The sequence below is a fragment of the Micromonospora sp. CNB394 genome, assembly GCF_000374985.1.
GTDB lineage: Bacteria > Actinomycetota > Actinomycetes > Mycobacteriales > Micromonosporaceae > Micromonospora > Micromonospora marina.
Genome location: NZ_KB895825.1, coordinates 501,844 through 525,367 on the forward strand (window position 1 = coordinate 501,844; position 23,524 = coordinate 525,367).

At 73.6% G+C, this 23,524-nt stretch carries 26 protein-coding genes and 1 riboswitch; of the genes, 10 read left to right on the forward strand and 16 right to left on the reverse strand.

Annotation, left to right across the window (positions count from 1 at the left end; genetic code table 11):
• Positions 1-41 precede the first annotated feature (41 nt).
• From C569_RS0102155 to C569_RS0102180, 6 genes are all read right to left on the reverse strand, one after another.
• Positions 42-659 carry a GNAT family N-acetyltransferase gene (locus C569_RS0102155; RefSeq protein ID WP_018784182.1) on the reverse strand — a complete coding sequence of 206 codons (618 nt, stop codon included), beginning with the start codon at positions 657-659 and terminating at the stop codon, positions 42-44.
• Between the two features lie 19 nt (positions 660-678).
• Complete coding sequence (locus C569_RS34710; RefSeq protein WP_018784183.1) at positions 679-813, reverse strand: hypothetical protein; 135 nt, start codon at positions 811-813, stop codon at positions 679-681.
• Between the two features lie 71 nt (positions 814-884).
• Positions 885-1,376, reverse strand: a complete 492-nt coding sequence (smpB, locus tag C569_RS0102165) for an SsrA-binding protein SmpB (protein ID WP_018784184.1) — start codon at positions 1,374-1,376, stop codon at positions 885-887.
• Complete coding sequence (locus tag C569_RS0102170; protein ID WP_018784185.1) at positions 1,349-2,017, reverse strand: lysoplasmalogenase; 669 nt, start codon at positions 2,015-2,017, stop codon at positions 1,349-1,351. Before C569_RS0102170 ends, smpB begins: the two co-directional genes overlap by 28 nt.
• The gene (locus tag C569_RS0102175) at positions 2,014-2,841 is read right to left on the reverse strand and encodes a sterol desaturase family protein (protein ID WP_018784186.1); all 828 of its coding nucleotides are present in this window, start codon (positions 2,839-2,841) and stop codon (positions 2,014-2,016) included. Before C569_RS0102175 ends, C569_RS0102170 begins: the two co-directional genes overlap by 4 nt.
• Positions 2,838-3,566 (reverse strand): FadR/GntR family transcriptional regulator, encoded by a 729-nt coding sequence (locus C569_RS0102180; protein ID WP_026267601.1) that lies wholly within the window; start codon positions 3,564-3,566, stop codon positions 2,838-2,840. The genes C569_RS0102175 and C569_RS0102180 overlap by 4 nt, the downstream gene beginning before the upstream one ends.
• Before the next feature lie 138 nt (positions 3,567-3,704).
• Between C569_RS0102180 and htpG the strand changes: the two genes are divergently transcribed.
• The gene (gene htpG / locus C569_RS0102185; RefSeq protein WP_018784188.1) at positions 3,705-5,597 is read left to right on the forward strand and encodes a molecular chaperone HtpG; all 1,893 of its coding nucleotides are present in this window, start codon (positions 3,705-3,707) and stop codon (positions 5,595-5,597) included.
• Positions 5,598-6,034: 437 nt separating this feature from the next.
• On the opposite strand, the gene C569_RS29665 is transcribed toward htpG, so the two are convergent.
• A complete protein-coding gene (locus C569_RS29665; RefSeq protein ID WP_018784189.1) occupies positions 6,035-6,994 on the reverse strand; it encodes an LLM class flavin-dependent oxidoreductase in 960 nt (319 codons plus the stop codon).
• Positions 6,995-7,164: 170 nt separating this feature from the next.
• Positions 7,165-7,310: riboswitch (cyclic di-AMP (ydaO/yuaA leader) on the forward strand.
• Here C569_RS29665 and C569_RS0102195 point away from each other — a divergent pair.
• Complete coding sequence (locus C569_RS0102195; RefSeq protein ID WP_018784190.1) at positions 7,309-7,956, forward strand: transglycosylase family protein; 648 nt, start codon at positions 7,309-7,311, stop codon at positions 7,954-7,956. (Overlaps the previous riboswitch by 2 nt.)
• Positions 7,957-8,142: 186 nt before the next feature.
• Positions 8,143-8,628, forward strand: coding sequence for a YbaB/EbfC family nucleoid-associated protein (locus tag C569_RS0102200; RefSeq protein WP_018784191.1), 486 nt, complete (start codon positions 8,143-8,145; stop codon positions 8,626-8,628).
• 196 nt (positions 8,629-8,824) lie between these two features.
• On the opposite strand, the gene C569_RS0102210 is transcribed toward C569_RS0102200, so the two are convergent.
• Together C569_RS0102210 and C569_RS34005 are read right to left on the reverse strand one after the other, a co-directional pair.
• Entirely contained in the window at positions 8,825-9,487 is a 663-nt protein-coding gene (locus C569_RS0102210; RefSeq protein WP_018784193.1) for a hypothetical protein, read from the reverse strand.
• 135 nt (positions 9,488-9,622) lie between these two features.
• Complete coding sequence (locus C569_RS34005) at positions 9,623-10,036, reverse strand: hypothetical protein (protein ID WP_018784194.1); 414 nt, start codon at positions 10,034-10,036, stop codon at positions 9,623-9,625.
• 210 nt (positions 10,037-10,246) lie between these two features.
• Between C569_RS34005 and C569_RS0102220 the strand changes: the two genes are divergently transcribed.
• The gene (locus C569_RS0102220) at positions 10,247-11,188 is read left to right on the forward strand and encodes a diacylglycerol kinase family protein (protein ID WP_018784195.1); all 942 of its coding nucleotides are present in this window, start codon (positions 10,247-10,249) and stop codon (positions 11,186-11,188) included.
• Between the two features lie 29 nt (positions 11,189-11,217).
• The gene (locus C569_RS34010) at positions 11,218-11,472 is read left to right on the forward strand and encodes a hypothetical protein (RefSeq protein ID WP_051090435.1); all 255 of its coding nucleotides are present in this window, start codon (positions 11,218-11,220) and stop codon (positions 11,470-11,472) included.
• A 43-nt stretch (positions 11,473-11,515) separates the two neighbouring features.
• Here C569_RS34010 and C569_RS0102230 read toward each other — a convergent pair whose 3' ends face one another.
• Positions 11,516-14,497, reverse strand: a complete 2,982-nt coding sequence (locus tag C569_RS0102230) for a glycosyl hydrolase (protein WP_018784197.1) — start codon at positions 14,495-14,497, stop codon at positions 11,516-11,518.
• 246 nt (positions 14,498-14,743) lie between these two features.
• Complete coding sequence (locus C569_RS34015) at positions 14,744-15,127, reverse strand: hypothetical protein (protein WP_018784198.1); 384 nt, start codon at positions 15,125-15,127, stop codon at positions 14,744-14,746.
• A gap of 96 nt (positions 15,128-15,223) precedes the next feature.
• Here C569_RS34015 and C569_RS0102240 point away from each other — a divergent pair, with 96 nt between their 5' ends.
• A complete protein-coding gene (locus C569_RS0102240; protein ID WP_018784199.1) occupies positions 15,224-15,844 on the forward strand; it encodes an L-threonylcarbamoyladenylate synthase in 621 nt (206 codons plus the stop codon).
• 205 nt (positions 15,845-16,049) lie between these two features.
• Here C569_RS0102240 and C569_RS0102245 read toward each other — a convergent pair whose 3' ends face one another.
• Both C569_RS0102245 and C569_RS0102250 read right to left on the reverse strand, forming a co-directional pair.
• A complete protein-coding gene (locus tag C569_RS0102245; protein ID WP_018784200.1) occupies positions 16,050-16,982 on the reverse strand; it encodes a hypothetical protein in 933 nt (310 codons plus the stop codon).
• A 115-nt stretch (positions 16,983-17,097) separates the two neighbouring features.
• Positions 17,098-18,543, reverse strand: a complete 1,446-nt coding sequence (locus C569_RS0102250; protein ID WP_018784201.1) for an endo-1,4-beta-xylanase — start codon at positions 18,541-18,543, stop codon at positions 17,098-17,100.
• 385 nt (positions 18,544-18,928) lie between these two features.
• Here C569_RS0102250 and C569_RS0102255 point away from each other — a divergent pair, with 385 nt between their 5' ends.
• The gene (locus C569_RS0102255) at positions 18,929-19,774 is read left to right on the forward strand and encodes a S1 family peptidase (RefSeq protein ID WP_018784202.1); all 846 of its coding nucleotides are present in this window, start codon (positions 18,929-18,931) and stop codon (positions 19,772-19,774) included.
• A 114-nt stretch (positions 19,775-19,888) separates the two neighbouring features.
• Here the strand turns inward: C569_RS0102255 and C569_RS0102260 are convergent, their stop codons facing one another.
• Entirely contained in the window at positions 19,889-20,848 is a 960-nt protein-coding gene (locus C569_RS0102260; protein ID WP_018784203.1) for a hypothetical protein, read from the reverse strand.
• 171 nt (positions 20,849-21,019) lie between these two features.
• Here C569_RS0102260 and C569_RS0102265 point away from each other — a divergent pair, with 171 nt between their 5' ends.
• Complete coding sequence (locus tag C569_RS0102265; protein WP_018784204.1) at positions 21,020-21,325, forward strand: DUF1330 domain-containing protein; 306 nt, start codon at positions 21,020-21,022, stop codon at positions 21,323-21,325.
• Between the two features lie 13 nt (positions 21,326-21,338).
• On the opposite strand, the gene C569_RS0102270 is transcribed toward C569_RS0102265, so the two are convergent.
• Positions 21,339-22,082, reverse strand: coding sequence for a hypothetical protein (locus C569_RS0102270; RefSeq protein ID WP_026267602.1), 744 nt, complete (start codon positions 22,080-22,082; stop codon positions 21,339-21,341).
• Positions 22,083-22,154: 72 nt separating this feature from the next.
• Here C569_RS0102270 and C569_RS32975 point away from each other — a divergent pair, with 72 nt between their 5' ends.
• Positions 22,155-22,307, forward strand: a complete 153-nt coding sequence (locus C569_RS32975) for a thioesterase family protein (protein WP_018784206.1) — start codon at positions 22,155-22,157, stop codon at positions 22,305-22,307.
• Positions 22,308-22,310: 3 nt separating this feature from the next.
• Here C569_RS32975 and C569_RS0102280 read toward each other — a convergent pair whose 3' ends face one another.
• Positions 22,311-22,856, reverse strand: coding sequence for a hypothetical protein (locus C569_RS0102280; RefSeq protein ID WP_018784207.1), 546 nt, complete (start codon positions 22,854-22,856; stop codon positions 22,311-22,313).
• Positions 22,857-22,926: 70 nt separating this feature from the next.
• On the opposite strand from C569_RS0102280, the gene C569_RS0102285 reads away from it, so the two are divergent.
• Positions 22,927-23,505: a TetR/AcrR family transcriptional regulator gene (locus C569_RS0102285; protein WP_018784208.1), complete on the forward strand. Its 579-nt coding sequence runs from the start codon at positions 22,927-22,929 to the stop codon at positions 23,503-23,505.
• Positions 23,506-23,524: the final 19 nt, after the last annotated feature.

Sequence of the window (23,524 nt, forward strand, 5' to 3'; positions counted from 1 at the left end):
CGTGTCCGGGTTCGACGTCGTCTCCGACGCGAACTCCTTGGTCAACTCCGGGCAGGCGGGGGTGGCGGGGCGGCTGCACCGGTCCAGCGGACCTCGCCGTCCTGCCACAGATCGGTGGGGGTCAGGCCGCAGGCCGTGGCCACCGCCGCCGACGCGCGGTGGTCGGGATGGATGTGGGCCATCAGGGTACGCACACCGCGCCGCCGCAGCCAGGCGGCCATCCCACGGGCGGCCTCGGTGGCGATCCCGCGCCCCTGCCACCGTGTGCCCACCACCCAGGCGATCTCCGCGACCGGTCCCGCGGTGACCGGCGTCGACTCGTCGAGGTGCCGGTGGCCGACCGCGCTCGCACCCGCCGTGGCGGCGTGCCGGGACGGACCGACCGGCGCGGTGACGGTGGCCTGGACGAAGCCGGCCAGCCGGCCGTCGTCCCGGAGCTGGATGATCCAGTTGCACCACGACTCGGCCGCGTCGGGCGAGCCGGCGACGAGCCGCTCGTAGCGGGCCCGCAACGCCGCCGGGGTGGCGGGCTCACCGCCGATGAAGGTGTGCAGCGCCGGGGCGGCGAGGACGGCGGCCATCTCCTGGGCGTGTTCGACGGCCAGCGGCAGCAGGCTCAGCCGTGCGGTCGGGATGGGCTCCGCCGTGAACCCGCTCATCGGCGCGGGCACGCCGGTGTCAAGGGAGCGTCTCCCGCTGGCGCTCCGACGTGGGCTCCGGCTCGTGCTGCCGCACCACAGCGGGCCGGCGCATGTCCCGCCACGGGCCGCCCAGCAGCGGAGTGAGCACCACCAGCAGGTAGCAGGCACCCATCACGACGAGCGTTGACGTGGGGCCGAACCGGTCCGCGGCGAACCCCGCGTGCCACCGGCCTCGGGACGGACTCAGCCTCGCCGCGCCGCCGTCCGGCCCTTGAGGCGGCGGCCCATCTCCCGGGCGATCTCCTTCTTCGCGTCCCGCTCGGCGAGCGCCTGGCGCTTGTCGTACGACCGGCGGCCCCGGGCCAGGCCCAGCTCCACCTTGGCCCAGCCGTCCGCGAAGTACATCGACAGCGGCACCAGCGTGATGCCGCCGTCGCGCAGCTTCTCCAGGATCCGGGCGATCTCCACCCGGTGCAGCAGCAGCTTGCGGGTGCGCCGGGGCGCGTGGTTGGTCCAGGTGCCGAAGCCGTACTCGGCGATGTGCAGGCCGTACAGCATGATCTCGCCGTCGCGCTCCTGGGCGAACGCGTCGACGAGCGACACGCGTCCCTCGCGCAGCGACTTCACCTCGGTGCCGGCCAGCACGATGCCCGCCTCGTAGGTCTTGAGGATGTCGTAGTCGTGCCGCGCCTTCTTGTTCGAGGCGATCAGCTTGCGCCCGTTCTCCCTGGCCACGCGAGCAGGGTACCCGCCATCGGCGGCTGCGGGCCGGTCGCCGGGCGCGTCGCGGCCACCCAGCCGGTGGTGATCAGCAGCAGCGCGGCGCAGTAGGTGGTCATCACCAACAGACCCCCGCCGGGCAGATCGACCCCGGCCGCTCCCACGCCGATGAGCAGGTCGGAGACGAGGAAGAACGCCCCGCCCACGGCGACCCGCGCGGACACCCCGGTCGCCGCGGCGGCCATCAGGCACAGCGCCAGGCTGTAGCCGAGCACCGGCAGCCGCAGCGGTCCCAGCATGCCCCAGAGCAGCGCGTTCACCCCGGCCCAGGCGAGCAGGTAGCCCGCCCGTGCCGCGACCGGCGCGCGCCGGTGCCGCGCGAAGGCGGTGCTGAACGCGACCTGGGTGACCAGGAAGAAGCCCATGCCGGCCAGGAACGCGGTGTCGCCCTCCAGGAGCAGGGCGACGTCGCCCGCGGTGGCGGCGACCAGGCCGACCGCCACCGCGTCGACGCGGCGCCGGTGCGCCCAGAGGTACGCCAGCAGCACCGGCGCGAGCAGCGGCTTGGCCAGCCACTGGAGCACCGTCGAGTCGAGCGCGACCCCGACGAGTTCGACGGCGGCGACCAGCCCGAACAGGGGCAGCAGCCGCCTCATCGGGCCGGCTGCCAACCGGGACGGCCGAACAGGTAGCCGAGGCGGTGCCGCCAGCAGTCGGCCCGGCGTACGTCGGACCAGATCGCGGCGAACTCGTGGGTGGCCACCCGCAGCGGGTTGTAGGTGCCGATGTTCTTGGTGAGGCCGTAGCGCGCGGTGGCCCGCTCCGGCTCGAACGTGCCGAACAGCCGGTCCCAGATGATCAGGATGCCGCCGTAGTTGCGGTCCAGGTACTCGGTGTTCGAGCCGTGGTGGACCCGGTGGTGCGACGGCGTGTTGAAGATCCACTCGATCGGCCGGGGCAGCACCTTGACCCGCTCGGTGTGCAGGAAGAACTGGTAGAGCAGGCTGACCGACTGCTGGAGGAAGATCATCCACGGCGGGATGCCGAGCAGCGCCAGCGCCAGCCAGAACGGCAGCGAGGTCATCGGCGTCCAGCTCTGCCGCAACGCGGTCGAGAAGTTGTAGTAGACGCTGCTGTGGTGCACGACGTGGCTGGCCCAGAGCACGCGTACCTCGTGGTGCGAGCGGTGGAACCAGTAGTAGGCCAGGTCGTCGGCGAAGAACAGGATCACCCAGGTCCACCAGTCACCGGGGGACAGGTGCACCGGCGCGACGGTCCACAGCGCCGCGAAGACACCGACTGTGAGCAGCTTCCAGGGGAAGCCGATGATCTGGCTGCCCAGCCCCATCGACAGGCTGGTGGTGGTGTCGCGCAGCTCGTAGCCGCGTTCGTCGTCGTCGGGCAGGAAGCGGTAGGAGACCGCCTCGACGACGATCAGGAGCAGGAACGCCGGGATGGCGTACAGCACGGCGGGGATCATGCGTGCGCTTCCCTTCCGGTGGTGGGGGTGGTGGGGGTGATGACCGGCGCGGTCAGCAGCGCCCGGGCGTGCCGGGCGGCCGCCGCGCCCTGACCGGACGCGAGCGACGCGGCGAGACGGCGGTGACCGGCCACGTCGAGCAGTTCGGCCGCGCGCGCGTCCGGGGGGACGTCGCCGACCGCGAACGTGCCGGCCACGAGGCTGTTGAACGCGAGCTGGTAGGCGGTGTTGCCGCTGCCGCGTACGACCAGCCGCCAGATGGCGATGTTTGCCTCACTCATCCGGTCCAGGTCGGGGGCCAGGTCGCCGTACTCCTCGGTGGCCCGGACCAGGGCGGCGACGACCGCCGCGTCCGCGCGCTCGGCGCAGAGCCGGGCCGCGTCGATCCCGATGCAGGCCCGCATCTCCAGCATGTCGCGCACCAGCGTCTCGACCGGGAGTACGTCACCGGAGCGGGCCAGGGACAGCGCCAGGTCCAGCCCGGCGTGGACCCGCCAGTCCAGCACCCGGGTCGCGCCGCCCTGGCTGACCCGGACCAGGCCGAGCTGTTGCAGGCGGCGCAGCGCCTCCCGGACCGCGTGCCGGTTGACGGCGAACGCCCCGGCCAGCTCCCGCTCGCCGGGCAGCGTCTCGCCCGGCGCGTAGCGGCCGGACACGATCGCGTCGCGCAGCCGGCCGAAGACGTGGTCGGAGACCGAGACACGAGGCGCGGGATCGAAGGTCATGCGCTGCAGTGTGGCCCCGAGCACGTCAACTCGTCAACTGGTTGTACCAGTCGTTTTCGGGGGTGGCCGGTGCGTCCCGCGGTGGTCACCCCTCGTATCCTTTCCGCCGTAGCGCCCGCCAGAGGGAAGGGAGTCGGTGTGAGCGACCGGGTCGAGACGTTGGAGTTCCAGGCCGAGGCCCGTCAGCTGCTGCAGCTGATGGTGCACTCGATCTACTCGAACAAGGACGTCTTCCTGCGCGAACTGATCTCGAACGCGTCCGACGCGCTGGACAAGCTGCGGCTGGAATCGCTCGTCGACAAGGACCTGCCGGCCGACACCTCCGACCTGCACATCGGGATCGAGGTCGACAAGGACGCCCGCACGCTCACCGTGCGGGACAACGGTATCGGCATGACCCGCGACGAGGTGGTCGGCCTGATCGGCACCATCGCCAAGTCCGGCACCGCCGAGGTGTTGCGCAAGCTGCGCGAGTCGTCCGACGCCGCCGCCTCGCAGGAGCTGATCGGCCAGTTCGGCGTCGGCTTCTACGCCACGTTCATGGTCGCCGACAGGGTGACGCTGCTGACCCGCCGCGCCGGGCAGTCCGGCGGCACCCGCTGGGAGTCCGCCGGCGAGGGCACGTACTCGATCGAGGAAGTCGGGGACGCACCCCAGGGCACCGCGGTCACGCTGCACCTCAAGCCGGCCGACACCGACGACAACCTGCACGACTACACCGCCGAGTGGACGATCCGCGAGATCGTCAAGCGCTACTCCGACTTCATCTCGTGGCCGATCCGGATGACCGTCGACAAGCCCGGCGAGGACGGCGCCACCACCCGCGAGGAGCAGACGCTCAACTCGATGAAGGCGCTCTGGGCGCGCTCGCGGGACGAGGTCGACGAGGCCGAGTACAAGGAGTTCTACCGGCACGTCGCGCACGACTGGGCCGACCCGCTCGAGACGATCCACATGCGCGGCGAGGGCACCTTCGAGTACGAGGCGCTGCTGTTCCTGCCCTCGCACGCCCCGCTCGACCTGTTCTCCCCGCAGGGCCGCCGCGGCGTTCAGCTCTACGTCAAGCGCGTGTTCATCATGGACGACTGCGACGCGCTGATGCCCAACTACCTGCGCTTCGTCAAGGGCGTGGTGGACGCGCACGACCTGTCGCTGAACATCTCCCGGGAGATCCTTCAGCAGGACCGGCAGATCCACGCGGTGCGCCGCCGGCTGGTCAAGAAGGTGCTCGCCACGCTGAAGGACATGTCCGCCGAGTCGTACCGCACGTTCTGGACCGAGTTCGGCGCGGTGGTCAAGGAGGGTCTGCTGGAGGACCCGGACAACACCGAGACGCTGCTTGAACTGGTCCGCGCCGCCAGCACCCACGACCCGGCCGAGCCGACCACGCTGCGCGCGTACGTGGAGCGGATGCGCGACGGCCAGACCGAGATCTACTACGCGACCGGCGAGAACCGGGCCACCATCGAGAACTCGCCGCACCTGGAGGCGTTCCGCGCCAAGGGCTACGAGGTGCTGATTCTCACCGACCCGGTGGACGAGGTGTGGGTCGAGCGCGTCGGCGCGTACGACGGCAGGACGCTGCGCTCGGTCGCCAAGGGGCAGGTGGACCTGGAGACCGAGGAGGAGAAGGAGAAGGCCGAGGCGGAGCGCCAGGAGTACGCCGACCTGCTCACGTTCCTCGGCGGCGCGCTCGCCGACAGCGTCAAGGAGGTGCGGCTGTCCACCCGGCTGACCACCTCGCCGGCCTGCGTGGTCGGCGACGCGCACGACATGACGCCGACGCTGGAGAAGATGTACCGGGCCATGGGACAGGAGGTGCCCCGGGTCAAGCGGATCCTGGAGCTGAACCCGGCCCACCCGTTGGTCACCGGGCTGCGCAAGGCGCACGGGGAGGGTGGCGACACGGCCGCGCTGACCGATACCGCCGAGCTGCTGTACGGCATGGCGTTGCTGGCCGAGGGCGGTGAGCTGGCCGACCCGGCCCGGTTCACCCGCATCCTCGCCGACCGCCTCGCCCGCGGCCTGTAGCCCGACCCGGCTCGCCCGGCTCGCCCCGACCGGCTGGCGTGATCGACTCCAGCTCGCCGAAGTGGCGGTATCGGACGGGCTCTGACCCGGCAACCCCGGCGAGCCGGTGTGGATCAAGCGGTCGTGTCCCGGAGTGGGGAATGCCGGGGCAGCGCGTGGATGGGTCGGGCGGATCTGGTGCGGGTTGGGTGCGGCGAGCGCCCGGTGGTACGGGGTTGGGCCGGGGTCGCTGATCTGATGTCCGGGGCGGTTGTCGTGACGGCCACTCGATGGGCACCGTCTCGCCGAAGTGACTCGTCACCTCGGCGAGACGGGTCCGCTGAGGGGGCGCGGGGTAGAGCGCGGCCACTCCGCCGGGCAGGCCGGCCTGTCCCCGGGCGGGTAGGCGGGCGGCGGCGCGGTCGGGCGGGTGGACTCGTCCCACGGGCGGCGCGCGCTCAGGCGTACCCCGGGTCGGGGGTGGGGGTGACGCCGAGCGTGCTCGGGCCGCCGGCGGCGGGCGCGGCGCGCTCGGCGGCGACCAGCTCCCGCACCGCGGGCGCGACCTCCTGGCCGAAGATCTGGATCGCGCGCGGCTCGTCGCTGCCGAGGATGAACGTGGTGATGCCGTGCTCCAGCGTCAGCCCGGCCAGTTCCTCCACCCACTGGTCCGGCGGCCCGACCAGGAAACCGGCCGACGAGCGGGCGAACGTGCCGGTCACGTTGAGCATCCGGCGGATCGCGGCCGGGTCGCGCCCGGCGGCCGCCGCGCCCTCGTCGACGAGCGCGTTCAGGGCGGGCAGGTCGTCGGGGCCCTCGGGCAGGTAGGACAGGGACGGCAGCCAGCCGTCCGCGGCGCGGCCCACCAGGCGCAGCATGCGCGGCTTGTACGCGCCGACCCAGATGCCCACCGGGTGCGCGGGCGCCGGACCGCGCTTGGCGCCGACCACCCGGTAGTGCTCGCCGTCGACGCGGATCATGCCGCGACGGTCGGTGTCCCAGACCGCGCGGATCACCCGGATCGCCTCGTCGAGGGCCTCGACGGCGGCGCCGGGGGACAGTCGCCGCCCGCCCGCCGCCTCGATCGCGTCCCAGAACGCGCCCGCGCCGAGTCCCAGCTCGACCCGGCCGCCGGTGAGCAGGTCCAGGCTGGCGACGCTGCGGGCCAGCACCACCGGCTGGCGTAACGGCAGGTTGAGGACGTTTCCGGCCATGCGGACGCGTGCGGTGGCGGCGGCCACGTAGGACATCAGCGTCCAGGTGTCCAGGAAGCCCGGCTGGTAAGGGTGGTCCTGGAACGTGACCAGGTCCAGCCCGACCTGCTCGCAGAGCCGGGCCAGCGCCACCACCCGGTCGGGCTGCCCGGCGGCGGGCGTCAGGAAGCCGCCGAAGGTCAGCTCGTGTCCGTGATCGGTCATCCGTTCCGCCCTTCCGTGATCTTGTCGGGCCCTGTCACCGTAGCGCCGCCGCCGGTCGCCCGGCCGGGTGAAGAGCGTCACAGAAGAGGACGATCGTTGCAAATCGCTCCTAGCGTCGGTTTCGTTCGCAGAAGCGAACACCGAGGGTCGGAAACGCCAAATCCCGCCGCCGGCCCCGGTAACCGAACCTCGCGCGGGAGCGGGGGAACCACACGTTCCACGGTGCATCGTCACCTCGGGGTGAAGCCGCCACCGGCGGCCGGGCTCCTCGGCCCGAACCCGACAGCTCACCTCGTCGGCGTGGAGGAATCCACATGGCAACTGAATACTCAGCCCGAAGCCGCCGCACCGCGCTCGGCGCGGTTCTGGCCGGTGCCGCCGTCGGCGCCGCGACCCTGTTCGGCCCGGCCGCTCCGGCCAGCGCCGGTGTCAACTGGGACGCGGTCGCGCGCTGCGAGTCCGGCGGCAACTGGAAGATCAACACCGGCAACGGCTACTACGGCGGGCTCCAGTTCTCCCGCGCCACCTGGAACGGGTACGGCGGCAGGAAGTACGCCGCCCGCGCCGACCTGGCCAGCCGGTCCGAGCAGATCGCCGTCGCGGAGAAGGTGCTGCGCGGGCAGGGCATCGGCGCGTGGCCGGTCTGCGGCAGGAAGGGTGGCTCGGCGAGCGCCGCGGCGACCCGGTCCGAGCGGGCCACCACGAAGGCGGCCCCGAAGAAGGCGGCCCCGAAGCGGGCCGCCGCGCGCACGGCCACGCCGCAACGGGCAGCGACGAGGGCGGCGCCGCGGCCGTCGTCCGGCGCCGGGACGTACGTGGTCCGGCGCGGGGACACGCTGTCGGAGATCGCCGTGGCGCAGCGCGTCGACGGCGGCTGGCGTGCCCTGTACGAGCGCAACCGCGCAGTGGTCGGCGACGACCCGGGCCTGATCTTCCCCGGTCAGCGGCTGCGCCTGCGCTGAGCGGCCCTCGGACGCCCGGCCGGTTCGCCCCGGCCGGGCGTCCGGCCGTGCGCGACACGCCGCGTCGCCCGGTGTCCGCCCTGTTCGCGGCGCCGGGACGCGGCCCGCGGCGGCCGGTGACCGCGATTCGTCGGAGCCGGTTGCTAGGGTCACGATGCTCGGCTAAGACGTGAAGAAAGCGCGGAAATGACCAACGACCCGTTCTCGGCGGCCGCGAGCCTCGACGAGCTGCTGACCCGCACGCAGCAGGCGCTCGCCGCGATGCGTTCCCGGGCCTCGGCGCACACCGACGGCGAGCCGGGCAACCTGCTCCGGGCCGAGGGCACTGCGGCCGGCGGGCGGGTCCGCGCGGTCGCCGTCCAGGGTGGCCGGCTGGATTCCGTGGCGATCGACCCGGAGCTGGCGGGCGAGCCCTTCGATGTCCTCTGCGGACACCTCGTCACCGCCGCCAACGCCGCGTTGTCCGAGCTGGACGCCCAGGCGAGCGCGTCGGCGCGGGCCGACGCCGACGCGCTCGCCGCCCGGCTCGGCGGCGTGGGTGACCAGGCGGAGCTGTTCAGCCGCGCGATGCACGAGGTGGCCGCCCGGATCCACCGCGACCGCGGCGCCGTGTCCCGGGCCGGGCGCCCCGCCGGCGCGGGCACCCACCCAGGCAACCGTGACCTTCGTTAGGCACTGATCAGGGCGAACGCCGCCGCAGCCGACCGGCGGCCCGGACGGACGAAGTGGGCGTCGGCGCGCTTGCCGCCGGCCGCGAACGTCGCCATCCCGTTCGGGTGGTCCTGCACGGTGATGCCGTACTGCCCGATCCCGACGTCGCGGATCGGTCCCGCCGCGCTGCCCCTGGTCCGGCCCGAGGCTCAGCCGGTCACCGCGCCGCCGGGCCGACCGCCCGGTCGTCGTGTTCCCGGCGGCCGGCCCGGCGGTTCCGCCACCTGTCGTTGCCGCCCGCGGGCAACGGCGCCGACCGCCACAACGACCGCACCGGCGTGCCGTCCGGCGCGGCGAACGTCTCGCGTTCGGCGTATCCGAGCCGCCGCCGCAGCAGCTCCTCCTGCTCACCGGCGCACGGATGCGCGTACGTGGGCAGACTCAACGTGTCCATCCGGCGCTGCGAAGCGGACAGCGCCTGGACCGCGCCGCCCCGGGGCGCGGCCAGCAGCGCCAGGTGGTTGTGCGGTTCGACGGGGCGGCGTGCCGCCAGTTCCTCGCCGAGGCGGCGGAACCGGTTCTCGTCCGGCCCGGCGGCGCTCGCGAGCCGGTCGGCGTACCGGTGGGGGGACGGGATCGGGCGGTAGCGGTGGAACCACACGGTGGCGGCGCTGCCGTCGCGCAGCAGGAACGCGTCGCCGAACAGCAACGCGTGCTCGGTCCAGATCCGCGCCACGGCGGCGAGGACCGGCAGGCGGCGGGACGGGTCGGGGACGAGCCAGGCGGCCGACGCGGTGGGCGCGAGGGCCTCGGCGACGAGATCGGCGATCCGGCCGATGTCGCACCAGCGGGCGCGGACGACGGGCAGGGCAGTGCTCATTGACGAACTCCTGTTTTCGCAGGCTTGATCGGGTCGGTTACGGGCGCCGGACGACAGTCGGCGGCGCCGCCGCGGGATGCGGCAGTCCGGCGGGACACGCCCGTGCCCCGGGTCGGAGGTGCCTGTGGAGTCCGCTCAGGCAGGTCTGATGCCGGGGCGTGACGTGCGCGACGGCGGTAGCGGGTTGGCCGCCGGCCGTGCGTACCCGTGCGGCGGTGTCGGCAGCCGACAGCGGTTCGCGTCCGCGGTGGCGGCCTCGCTGTGCGGCGCGGAGACGCCGTGGGTGAGGCCGTCGAGCGGCGGGAGGGCGGGCGTGGTCGTGATGTTCTCGGGCGGACCGGCCGCCGACGGCGTCCGGTCGCAGGCGTCGCCGGACCCGGCGGGGGCCGTGCCGCCGTTGCCGGTTCCGGACGCGGGCAGGCCGAACACCGTCCCGAGCGTGTGGGTGAGCACCCCGACGGTGGCGGTGAGCGGGCCGGACGGCTCGCGGTCGGCGGCGTGGGCGGCCGGACCGGAGGCGACCTCGTGGGCGCCCCGGACGACTGCCATGCCCGAGCAGCAGACCGAGGCGCAGCAGGTAGCGCGCCGTCCAACCGGTCCGTCCCGACATCCCGCACCCTCCGGACTCGCGCCCGGTGGCACGGATCGACGCCCCGCACTGTACCCAAGGTGGCGGGCCGGGCACAGTACGCCGTCGATCCGTGTCGCGCGCGTCGCGCGCAGGCGTGGGATCCGTGCGGTCCGGGTACCAGCCGGACCATGGACACGCGCACGGCCGAACGCCCGGACACCGCCCCCACCCCCGCCGCGCCCACGGCCGGTACGGTCGCTGTCGTCGCCCACCGGAAGAAGACGTTCGGGGGCGGGCTCGACGAGCTGCGCTCCCGGCTCGTCGGCGCCGGGGTCGGGCGGCTGCTCTGGTACGAGGTGCCCAAGAGCCGCAAGGCGCCCAAGCGGGTCCGCGCGGCGCTGGACTCCGGCGCCGAGCTGGTGCTGGTGTGGGGCGGCGACGGCATGGTGCAGCGGTGCGCCGACACGCTGGCCGGCAGCGGCGTGCCGATGGGCATCCTGCCCGCCGGCACCGCCAACCTGTTCGCGGTGAACCTGGGCATCCCGGTCGACCTGCCCGAGGCGGTACGCATCGCGCTGCACGGCCGCCGCCGCGAGCTGGACCTGGGCCGGATCAACGGGGAGCACTTCGCGGTCATGGCGGGCGCCGGCTTCGACGGCGACCTCATCCGTGACGCCGACCGGCAGCTCAAGGGCCGCTTCGGCCGGATCGCGTACGTCTGGACCGGGCTGCGGCACGTGCGCGGCGAGTGCGTACGGACCCGGATCCGGGTCGACGGTGCCGACTGGTTCGACGACGAGGCGAGCTGCGTGCTGTTCGGCAACGTCGGCACCATCACCGGCGGCATCCCGGCGTTCGACGACGCCCGCCCCGACGACGGGGCGCTGGAGGTCGGCGTGTCGACCGCCAGCGGCGCCGTCGACTGGGCGCGGACGCTGGGCCGGATGGCCGCCGGGCACTCCGAGGACTCGCCGTTCGTCCGGATCACCCGGGGCCGCAGGATCAAGGTGCGGTTCGACGTGCCGAAGACGTACGAGCTGGACGGTGGCGCCCGGGGCACGGCGAAACGGCTCAAGGTCAGGGTGGTCCCCGGCGCGCTGACGGTGTGCTGTCCCGACCCGGCGCACTGACCGCGCCCGGGCCGGCGCAGGATGCCGGGATGCGCGACGACATCAGCGACTACCTGGCCGACCTGATCCGCCGCTCCCGGGACGTGCTCGGTGACGATCTCGTCGGCGCGTACGCGGCCGGGTCGGTCGGGCTGGGCGCGTACCAGCCGGGGCGCAGCGACGCGGACGTGGCGCTGGTGCGCAGCTGTCACGTGCTGCGTGCGCCCGGCGGGCACCTGCTGTGCGTCATCCCGGTGGCGAGCGACGGCGCGCTGGTCGAGTCCACCGCCACCCGCTGGCCGTGATCCGGCGCCCCGGCCGTGGGGCCAGGGCGCCGGAGACCGCGGGTCAGGAGCCGTACGGCAGCGTGACGGTCGAGCCGTTGCCGACGCCGAGGATCGTGGGCGCGCCGCCGATGGCGTTCCACACCTCGACGCGTACCGTGCCGCCGGACAGGTTGCCCAGCGTGCCGGTGGCCGAGAGCAGGCCCTGGGTCTGCCGGTAGCGCTCCGCACCCGGGACCGGGTCGGTGGCGAAGTACCGGTAGGTCTCCACCCGTTCGAAGCCGCCGTTGCCGGTCAGGTCGTAGGAGACCCGGATCTGGACGCCGTTGCCGACCGCGGTGCCCGCGTCGACGGCCAGGTCGAAGGCGGTCGCCCCGCCGTTGTACGCGCCGGTCAGCCCGGTGGCGGTGAACACCTGCGGGTTGGTCGGCGTGCCGTCGGAGTTGCCGTTCGCCGCCGCCACGGTCACCGTGCCGGCGGTGCCGGCGGTGCCGTCCAGCCCGCCGCCGGAGCGCAGGTACCGGACCGGCTTCAGCGACCCGGGGACGCTCGGGCTCGGGCTCGCGGAGGTCGGCGTCGGGCTGGCGCTGGTCGGCGTCGGGCTGGGCGTCGTGGTCGGAGGCGGGCCGGTCGGCACGGTCCCGCCACCGGTGGCGTTGCCGCCGCTCCACGTGTACGCCCCGGACGTGGCCGTCCTCCCGGCCGGCACGGCGAGCGTGACGCCGGTGGAGAACGTCACCGTCAGCGGCCGGGCGGTGATGTTCGACGCCACGTAGGTGCGGACGCCGTTCTTGACGAACACCTTCGCCAGCGGGTGGTTCGCGGTGACTGTGGTGTCCACCGTGCCGAGCGCGGCCAGGTTGCGGATCCAGTGGAACGTGTGTGCCTTGCTCTCGCCCTCCTCGCTGGTGAACCCGCTGTTGGCGCGGAAGTTGCGCAGCGCCTGCTCGCCGTCGCCGAGGGCCAGGAACTCCCAGATGATGTCCTGCCACACCGTCGGCAGCCCGCCCTTGTTGGTGACCAGCTCGGCGTAGTTGGCCTTGACGTACTCGGGGAAGTCGCCCAGGTAGAGGTGACCACCGGTGATCGGCAGCATGTTGATGCCCTGGATCATCTCCGGCGCCGCCGAGAACCAGGTGGAGTACGACCCGCCGTCGCCCCACACCATGCCGACGGTCTTGTGCCCGAACGCGGCGGGGAAGTTCTGGTCGTACACGTCGAACCAGTACTCGGAGATGGCCGCGGACTGGGTGGTCCACAGGTAGACCCCGGCGTCCCGGACGGCGGTGTCGCCGGTGGCCTGGCCCCACTGGATCAGCGCGTTGGCGAAGTTCATCCCCTCGGATGAGGACTCCTGGTTGTTGCCGGCGAAGAACGGCGCCAGCCCGGAGGCCCAGTCGTGCCCGGCGTAGATGTCGAAGTCCCGCAGGTAGGGGAAGCGGCTGTCGGCGCGGTCGTAGTTGTTGGCGTCGCGGATGAGCAGGTCGACCATGCCGCCGTAGCGGCTGTCGTCGGCCCAGCCCGGGTCGAACTTGGCGAGCGTGGCGGCGGCCGCGATGAAGTAGCCGTAGTGGAAGTGGTGGTCGTTGAGATCCTCGTCCGAGCCGTACGAGGCGGGGTAGCCGATCAGCGTGCCCCAGTTGCGGTCGTAGTAGAACAGCTGGCCGGTCTCGCCGGAGCCGGCGGTGAGCCAGTTGGTCAGCCGGTTCCGCATCGCGGTCAGCGCCGCGTCGCGGACCGAGGTCTGCCCGAGCTGGTCGGCGATCTCGGCGATCCGGGCGGCCCGGCCGAGCCCCTTTCCGGCCCAGTAGGTGTCAGTGCCGCTGACGCCCTCCGGGTTGCCCTTCTCGGCGTTGAGGTAGCCGGTGACGGTGGCGAGGTCGGCGCCGCTGGAGTCGCCCACGGCGGGCACCTCGGGCAGCACGCCGGTGAAGCGCATGGAGGTGGTGAACGACGGCACGCCGGTGAGTACGCGCATGGCGCCGCGCGCCGAGACGTACGTCTGCCCGATCGGGGTGGCGCCGGTGAGGCTGCGCCACTGGTGCGGGTAGAGCGCCACCACCGTCTTCGTCTCGCTGCCCTCGCGGGGCGTGGTGGTGAACGCGTAGGTGGTGCGCACCGTTCCCGCCGACGGGTTGTACGTGTAGCTCATCCGGGTGCCGGTGACGTGGGCGTGGGCGTACCGGCCGTAGGTGTCGGCCAGGGCGGCCCGGTCGCCGCCGCCGGGCAGCACCGCGACCGAGAAGTACCCCTTGCCGGCGAGCGTCGAGCTGATGCCGGTGCCGTTGACCGTCCAGGTCGCGCCGGACGGCGCGTACGCGACGTAGTCGTGGCCGCGGACGGTGAAGCCGATGGTGGCGCCGGAGTTGCGCCAGACGGTGGGCGTCCCGGCGGTGGTGAGCTGCGCGGTGCCGCCGTTCACCGTGTAGTAGCTGAACGGCAGGCCGTGGCCGATCGTGGCGCGCATGGTGCGGCTGCCGTCGCTCCAGTCGGCGGTGACCGTCCAGTCGGTCCAGCCGGCGGCCTTGACCACCGGCGCGGTCAGCCCGGCCAGCCCGACGCGGACGTCCTCGGTGTACGGGTAGTGGAACTCGCCCACACCGGTCGCGGTGCCGCTGATCGCGGGCGTGGTGGTGTAGGACAACCCGAGCCCGTTGTTCTCGGCCTTGAACGCCAGCGGGTGGGCGTGCAGGACTTCGCTGCCGGTGCAGTTGTTGCGCTTCCAGATCAGCGAGGACCACCAGTCGTTGGTGGGAATCGCGCCGGCCGGCGCGTCGGCTGTGGTGAACGTCCGCGGGTTGGTGCTGATCGCGCCGCAGCCCTTGGGGAGCAGTGCGCCGGCCGGCCGCGTCTCGGTGAAGCTGCCCGCGCCGACCGCGCCGGCGGTGGCGGTGCCGCCACCGGCGACCACGACGCCGAGCAGGCCGGCGGCGAGCACTGAGGCGGCGGCGAGGGCGGTCGCCCGCAGGCCGCGGCGGCGGGCCGGGGACGGGACGGGCACGGCCGGGGGTACGGGGTCGGGGGAGAAGTCCCGCAGGAGGGTCATGGAGGTCCCTTCACGAGGAGAGGCGGGGTACGGAGTGGTGGTCCGGAAGCTGTGAGAGCGCTCTCTCGAGATGCGACATTAAGGTCCGGGTTACGGGTCCGTCAATGTCCTGTTACGAGAGAGGGCGCTCTTCCGGGGTCGTCCTGACCCTCCGCAGTGGCTCTCCGTACGACCGGTGACCGGGGCGACCCCGGACCGCGCCGCCGCCCCCGGCCGGTGACCGGGGGCAGCGCCGCGCGTGCGTGCTCAGGCGGCGGTGGCGGCGGCGAGCCTGTCCGCCGCGTCGCCGGCGCCGGGCTGAGCGTGCTGCCGGTCGGCCGGAGCGACCGGGACCGTTCCGGCCAGGCCCGGCGTGAGCACGCCGACCGACGTGATCGCGCCGCCCGGGCTGACGGAGCGCGCGGCCGGGACGGAGCGCGCGGGCCGCGGCGCCCGGGCGGCGCTCAGTCCGACCTGCGCGTTGTTCCAGGCCGGGCACGGCCACGCCGCCCCGGCGCAGCTCGGGCTGGCGCAGGCGCGCTCGGCGTCCGGCTGGTGCGCGTCGGACACCGCGGCGGCCAGGTCCCACAGCAGCGGATCGGTCACCTCCGCGGGGCGGTCGGCGACGCGGTCTGTGCTGGCTTCGGACATTGTTCGGTCCCCCTGTCGTGAACGGCCCCCACCTGTTTCCGGAAACCGCCCCGGCCAAACCTGCGCCCGCCCGGGCGCGGACATAGGCTGGCCGGCGTGGCGAGGTACTACGACCTGCATCCGGACAACCCCCAGCCCCGCGTGATCCGGCAGGTGGTGGACCTGCTGCGCGCCGACGGGGTGATCGCCTACCCGACCGACTCCTGCTACGCGCTCGGCTGCCGGATCGGCAACCGCGACGGCGTGGAGCGGATCCGGGAGATCCGGCGGCTGGACGACCGGCACCCGTTCACGCTGATGTGCGCCGACTTCGCTCAGCTCGGCCAGTTCGTCAAGCTCAGCAACGCGGTCTTCCGGCAGGTGAAGTCGGTCATCCCGGGCAGCTACACGTTCCTGCTGCCGGCCACCGCCGAGGTACCCCGCCGGTTGCAGGACCCGCGGCGGCGGGTGGTCGGGGCGCGGGTGCCCCGGCACGCCGTGACCCAGGCGCTGCTCGCCGAACTCGGCGAGCCGCTGCTGACCAGCACGCTGCTGCTGCCCGGCGAGGACGAGCCGATGACCCAGGGCTGGGAGATCAAGGAGCGGCTCGACCACCTCGTCGATGCGGTGGTCGACGCCGGGGACTGCGGGCTGGAGCCGACCACAGTGGTCGACCTGTCCGGCGCGGAGCCGGAGATCCTGCGCCGCGGCGCCGGCGACCCCTCCCGCTTCGAGTAACGATCACCCGTTGCGCCCCGCCGGGCCTCCGCCGTGGCCGGCCGAGGCCGCCCTGGAGGCGCTGCCCCCGGCCGCCGGCGACGTGGGCGCCACGCAGGACACCGTGGACCGGCTGCGCGCCGACTACGAGAACCACCTGGCCGCCGCCCGCGACCCGGGCGGCGAGGACGCGGAGGGGGAGCGGCAGGCGGCCCGGCGGCCCCGATCAGCGCCCGTCGACGGCGACAGCCGTGTACGGGGTGGCCGGCGTCGGCGGAGTGGAGAACCGGGCGTTGGGCAGGTAGAGCCGCCCGAGCGCGGCGGCGACGGTGGTCGGCACGTCGAAGTCCGGGTCGGTGAGGACCCGGCGCAGCACACCGGTGGTGCCGGCGCGGTTCAGTTCGACCACGGCGATCTGGTTGAGCCGGTTCTGCACCACGTACAGCGTGCGGCCGATCAGCAGCAGGCCGTCGCCGTTGACGAACGTGGTGCCCGGCACGTCGACGGCGGTGGTGACGCCGGTGGCCGGGTCCACCCGGAACAGGATGCCGGTGTTCGACTGCACGACGATCAGCCCTCGGCCGTCCGGCGTCGGCACGATGCCGTTGAGGTTGACGCCGGTACCGCTCTGCTGGAAGTCGCCGGTCAGCGGCAGCGTGGTGAAGCCGCCGGCGGGCGGCAGCGTGCCGCCGCGTCCCAGCGGCAGGCGGTAGAGCACCGGCCGGTTCGAGTCGGTGAACCAGGCGGCGTCGGGGGTGAGCGTCACGTCGTTGACGAACGTCGGCGCGTCGGCGAACCGGTAGCGGGCGAGCACGGCGCCGGTGCGCGTGTCGATCACCCGCGCGTCGCCGGCGGTGCCGCCGGCGACGAAGAGCCGGCCCCGCCTGTCGACCTTCAGGCCGAGCGACGGGGTGCCGGTGGCGGGGCTGACCTGCCGGCCCGCTCCGGTGATCAGGTCGGCGCGGTAGATCTCTCCGGTGGCCCGCGACCCGAACCAGGCGTACCGGCCGGCGGCGGCGATGCCCTCCGGCTGGAAGCCGTCCGGCAGCGCGATCACTGCCGGGCGCCGGTCGTGGGCGGCGGCGGGGGCCGGTGCGGCGGTGGTGACGAGGGTGGCGGTCAGGGCGACGCCGATAGCGGTCCTGATGCGTCGGTTCACTGTGGTCCTTCCGGCGAGACAGTGGAACAGGACCTACCCCACTGTACGGTCGCCGGCGGGTGCCCGCCGGGGATGCGACCCGGCACGGTCGCCCCGTGCCGGGTCGCGCCGACTGTCAGCCGCCCGCGCAGGCCGGCGTGCCGGAGGGCGCCGTGCCGGTGCCCTGGAATCCGAACTCGGTGGTGCCACCGGCACCGACCTGGCGGTTGTAGTCCACGTTGCGGAACGTCACCGCGCCGGTGGTGCCGCTGGCCTGGGCGCTCCAGGTGTTCGTGACGGCCGAGCCCGAGGGCACGGTGAGCGACACGGCCCATCCGTTGAGCCCGCCGGCTCCCGCGGTGATCCGGACGTTGGTGACGAAGCCGCCCAGCCACTGGTTGGTGGTGAACGTCGCGGTGCAGGCGCCGGTCGGCGGGGGCGTCGTCGGCGGCGCGCTGGTCGGCGGCGCGCTGGTCGGCGGTGTCGAGGTGGGCGGGGCGCTGGTCGGCGGCGCGGTGGTGGGCGGCGGGGTGCCGCCCGCGTTGAGGGCGTTCAGCACGGCGGTGTACGCCTGCTTCTTGTTGCCGCTGCCGTCGAACAGCAGCGGGGTGCCGCTGGCCCGCCAGGAGTCGGTGTCCCGGATGCCCCAGACCGTGATGCCGTTGCAGCGCGGCACGGCCAGGCAGTCCCGGGTCACGTTGCCGTACGTGGTGGCCTGGGTGCTGCCGGAGCCCTCGATGTCCAGCTCGGTGATCTGCACGTCGACGCCGAGCGCGGCGAAGTTCTGCAGCGTGGTGCGGTAGTTGCTCGGGTACGGCGACCCGCTGTTGAAGTGCGACTGGAAACCGACGCAGTCGATCGGCACGCCCCGGGCCTTGAAGTCCCGCACCATGTTGTAGACGGCCTGCGTCTTGGCCCAGTTCCAGTTGTCGGTGTTGTAGTCGTTGTAGCAGAGCTTGGCGCCCGGATCGGCGGCGCGGGCGGCCCGGAACGCGGCCTCGATCCAGTCGCTGCCGGTGCGCTCCAGGTTGGAGTTGCGGCGGGCGCCGCTGTTGCCGTCGTCGAACGCCTCGTTCACCACGTCCCAGGAGTCGATCTTGCCGCGGTAGTGGGTGGCGACCCGGGTGACGTGGTTGAGCATCGCCTGGCGCAGCGCGCTGCCGGACATGTTCTGCGCCCAGCCGGGCTGCTGCGAGTGCCAGGCCAGCGCGTGGCCGCGTACCCGCATGCCGTTGGCCTGGGCGTGCGCGACGAGCCGGTCGCCGCTGGTGAAGTTGAACTGGTTCTGGGACGGCTCGGTGGCGTCCCACTTCATCTCGTTCTCGGCGGTCACCGAGTTGAACTCGCGGTTGAGGATGCCGACGTACGTGCTGTCGGACAGCTTGTTGACCGCCACCGCCGCGCCGAAGTACCGGCCCTGCTCCGCCGCCGACGCGCCGAGCGTCGTGCCGGCGCTGGCACTGGTCGCCACCGCTGTCGTCGCGGCGACCACCGCGGCCCCCGCCACCATCGCGATCACAGCGGTCCGCGGGCGTGACCGGGCTGCCGCGCTCCCGCTGCCGCGGGCGACCACCTTGTCCATCTGAATGCCTCTCTAGCCTGACGATGGGATCGGCTCGCCTCGGCCCCACCGCCCGCCACGACGTCGGCTCCGCGCGGCCGCCCGGTGGCCGCGCCAGGTCCGGGAGTGACTCCCCGGCACATCGTGAGTGGATCGAAGCGAATCTCTGCCCGGAGCCTACCGGAATTGTTCCGAAAACTTAATCACCTCGATGCGTCGACCATGGGGCGGCCGGCATCGGGTGAGCAGGCGGATTCTGCGGGTGGGTGCGGGCTGCGAGCGTGCGCGTACCGCCCGGCGCGGTTCCGGAAGTTTCGGGGCCCGCCGGTTCTGCCACTTGAGTCGATCGCGCCACCGGACCGATGCTTGGCAGATCGACCGTAGACGATGGAGGAGGTGTCGGGGGATGCGCCGACCCGCGCTTGTCGTACTCGTCCTCGCCGCCCTGCTCGCCGGCACCCCGGCGCTCGCCCGGGCCGGCGTCGCCGCACCGCCGTCCGATCCCGCCGCGCTCGCCGATCTCCGTACGCCCGGCACCGCCTGGGGGCGCGACCCGGCCACCGGCCGGCTCACCGTCACCGCCGACGACACGGTACGCGGACCCGAGCTGGCCGCGTTGCGCCGCACCGCCGACCGGGCCGGCGCGGTGCTGCACCACGAACCCGGGCGGCTGCGCACGCTCATCGCCGGCGGTCAGGCGATCTACGGCGGCGGCGGGCGGTGCTCCCTGGGCGCGAACGTGCGCAGCGGCACCACCTGGTACTTCGTGACCGCCGGGCACTGCACGCGCCTCGCCGCCACCTGGTACGCCGACAGCGCCCGCACCACGGTGCTGGGCAGCCGGAGCGGCAGCAGCTTCCCCGGCAACGACTACGGCGTGGTCCGCTACACCGGCGACGTCGCCCACCCGAGCGCGGTCCACACCTACCCCGGGCAGGTCACCGTCACCGCCGCCGGCAGCGCGTACGTCGGGCAGGGGGTCTGCCGCAGTGGCGCCACCACGGGCGTACGGTGCGGCACCGTCACCGGGCTCAACCAGACCGTCAACTACGCCGAAGGCAGCGTCACCGGGCTCATCCGCACGAACATCTGCGCCGAGCCGGGCGACAGCGGCGGCCCGCTCTACGTGGCCGCGACCGGCACCGTCATCGGCGTCCTCTCCGGCGGCAGCGGCAACTGCACGAGCGGCGGCACCAGCTACTACCAGCCGATCCTGGAGATCCTCGCCGCGTACGGCCTGGCCATCCCCTGACCGGCGCTCAGCCCGCGCAGGTGTTGTTGCGCACCGGCTGGGTCAGCCGCTCCTGGTCCCCGAACGCCGCGTAGACGCGCAGGTGACACGGCCGGTCGAGGTCACCACCCGGCGTCAGCTCTTGGCCGCCGGCCCGAGGAGTTCGGCCGCCCGTCGGTCGGCGAACGCGGTGACGGCCTGCTGCCCGGCGCCGAACACGATCGCCAGGCCCAGCAGCGCGGCGGTGCTGCTGACGCTGGTCTCCACCAGGCCGCCGATGACGAGCATGATGCCGACCACCGCGACCAGCGGGCCGATCGCGAGCTTGAGCAGCCCCTGCTGGAACGGCAGCTTGTAGGGCAGCCCGCCGGACCGTGAGGTGATCATCGAGGGCAGCGCGCTGAGGAACGCCCCGAGCGCCCCGGCGATCAGCACGAAGAACAACAGCCGCCACGCCGGCACGCCACCGGCGTCGGTCGGCGCCTCCAGCAGCCGTACGTCGTGGCTGCGCCACTGCACCAGCACCACCAGGATCTCCGCGACGAGCGCGAACACCGACAGGCCCAGCATCCGGTTGCGCAGCCGGCGGGCCGACTCGTGGAACTCGTCGGACGCCGAGTGGTAGCGCAGCAGCAACGCCTGCACCCGGGCGCGCAGTAGCGCGTCGGACGGGGCTCCGGCCGACGGGTCGAGATCGGTGAGCACCTTGTCGTCGGCCGGCAGCACCTGCGCCGCCGCGCTCCGGTACGCCGGCAGCAGCCCGGTCAGCTCGTCCGGGGAGCGCAGCGCCACCATGGCCCGCTCCACCGAGTGGATCGTCTGCCACGCGTACTCCAGGTTGCCGCCGCGCAACCACTCGACCACGCCGCTGCGTCCGAGCACCCCCTCCACCCCGGACAGTTGCGCGCGCAGCGCCTCGGCCCGCTCGGGATCACGCGGCGACAGCACCGCGAGCTGCTGGTACAGGTCGTCGAGCTTGGTACGCACGCGGACCTGCCACACGGCGGCGGGAACCGGCGCGGCGGGCCGGACCGGGCCCTCCGGCGCGCTCCGCGGCTCGGGTATGGCCTCCGGCTGGGTCTCCTGTCCGATCATCGTGCCCCACCTCTTCCCCCACCCGACGCGCGGCGCGCGAGTCTGCTACCAGTATTCGCAGGTCAGAGGCATAATGGCTAGAGCACAGCGGACAGTCGGCCGGGTCACGACGGCGGTGGGCCGACCTGACGGACGACACCGCGGCGCTCGGGCGGTCGGTAGCCTGACCCGGTGACCGTCTACGCCCTCGCACAGCTCACCATCCACGACCGGGCGCGCTACGACAGGTATGCCGCCGCCTTCCCGCCGGTACTGGCCCGGTACGGCGGGAAGCTGCTCGCCGCCGACACCGCTCCTCGCGTGGTGGAGGGCGACTGGCCGCACCAGAAGGCGGTGCTGCTGTCGTTCGGCAGCCGCGAGGACTTCGAGCGCTGGTCCACCTCGCCGGAGTACCGGGAGATCTCCCGGGACCGGGAGGCGGCCACCGAGGGCGTGGTCCTGCTACTCGACGGGATCGGTCACGCCTGGCCGGCCTGACCCGCCGGCCCGCTCAGAGGCGGTGGCGCACCCACACGTTGGGCTCGACGTACGCGGCGTGGTCGTGGTCGACGTCGACGAGCACCGGCGTCAGCGCGCCCGGCACGCGTACCGGGCCGGAGGTGTCGAACGGCAGCCCGGTCCAGCGCCGCCAGTCGGCGAGCGTGCCGGTCACCGTCATCGACCGGGGCGCGACCCGCTCGATCACCCCGCCCGCGCGGACGTGCACCCGCAGCCACGGGTCGGCCGGCAGCCCGTCCGGGCCGCGCCGGGCCACGTACTCGGTCATCGGCACGTCCGGGACGGCGGCCTTGCCGCTCGGGCGCACCGGCGCCACCAGCGTGTCGAAGCCGGCGCGGGCCACCGCCGCGCGCATGGCCGCCAGCATCAGCGCGGACAGCCCGCCGCCGCGCCGGTCCGGGCGCACGCAGATCTCCAGCGCGGACACCAGGTTCGGCGTGGACCCGGTGAGCCGGCCGAGCGTGGCCCGCTGGATCACCCGGTCCCAGCCGCCGTCGGGCAGCTCGTCCTCGGTCCAGCGCAGCGGCACCGCGTACCCCCGGGCCACGGCCCGGCCCGGCTCGGCCGGGTCGACGGCGGCGAAGACGAACTCGGGGTACGTCTCGTGCGCGACGCCGTAGTAGATCGCGCCCATCGGATCCCAGAGCATGAACGGCGGCCAGGCGCCGTCGAAGTCGGCGTCCAGCAGCGGCGCCAGGTCGGGCCGCTGCGCCAGGGTCACGATCTCCACTGTCACGCCGGGCAGGCTAGAGGCGCGCGGCCCGGACCGCACCCGGATTACCGCTTCGCCCCTGGTTAGGCTGCCGGCATGGCAGATCCGTTCCGGGTGCGCGTCACCGTGCGCGGCTACGGACTCGACACGCAGGGGCACCTCAACCAGGCGGTCTACCTCCAGTACGCCGAGCACGCCCGCTGGGAGTGCCTGCGCGCGTCCGGCCGGGTCGCCGGGCGCGGTGGGTGAATCTCACGCGTCGCGCGGCGCCCGTTTCGGGAAGACGGTGTACGCGACCGGCCAGAACACCAGCCAGCCCGCCATCACCAGGCTGAGCCGGCCGGTCCACGCCCACAGCTCGGCGGTGCGCTCGCCGTCGCCGACCAGGGCGATGCCGGCGAGCAGCACGGCGCAGGCGACCGCCCAGCCGATCATGCCCTTACCCCACTCGCGCCACTCGTGCCGGGCCCGGGCCATCCCGTACCGGGGGGCCCGGCGCGGGGGAGGGCCGCCGGCGAACCGGTGCGCGAACCGCTCGTCGGCCCAGCGCACCATGCTGTGCCCGAACGCCACCGAGAACCCGAGGTACGCGGCGGCGAGGCCGTGGGCGAACGTGGCCGTGGCGCCCCGGCGCAGGTCGATCATCGTGGCGGCAAGCAGGACGAGGTCGACGACCGGCACGGCGATCAGCAGGGCGGCGCCGAGGCGGGGCCGCCGCAGCGGGTACCGGGCGATCAGGCCGGCGAGCAGCACCACCCAGAACGCCACCTCGCATCCGACGATCACTGCCACGAGCATGCGGCCTCCCTTTTTAGTACGCTGTGCGATAACCGTAGCAGCGGTCGTCAACCACGTTCCGGAGGGGCCCGTGCCCAAGATCGTCGACCACGACGCGCGCCGTGCCGAACTGGCGCAGGCGATGTGGCGGGTCGTCTACCGCGACGGCGTCGGCGCCGCCACCGTCCGCAGCATCGCGGCCGAGGCGGGCTGGTCACCGAGCGCGCTGCGGCACTACTTCGCCACCCAGACCGAGCTGCTGGTGTTCGCCATGGAGCACGTGCAGGCCGAGGCGGCCGAGCGGATCGCCGCCGACGACCGCACCGGCGGCCCGCGCGAGGTCGCCCAGCGGATCCTGGAACAACTGCTGCCACTGGACCGCCAGCGCGTCCGCGAGGCCGAGGTGTGGCTGCTGCTCGCCGCGCGCGCCCAGACCGACCCGGTGGCGCGTGCCCGGATGGCCGACGCGGACGACGGCATCCGCCGCGCCGTCGAGTTCGCCGTGGTGCTGCTCACCGGGGAACCGGCCGCCGACCACGAAACGGTCGCCCGGTTGCACGCCCTGCTCGACGGGCTCGCGCTGCATGCGCTCCTGTACCCCGAGCGGATGCCGCCCGCGCGTGCCCGGGAGCTGCTCGGCGCGCACCTGGGCACGCTGGCCGCGTCCTGAGCGCCCTGGCCGGTGCTGA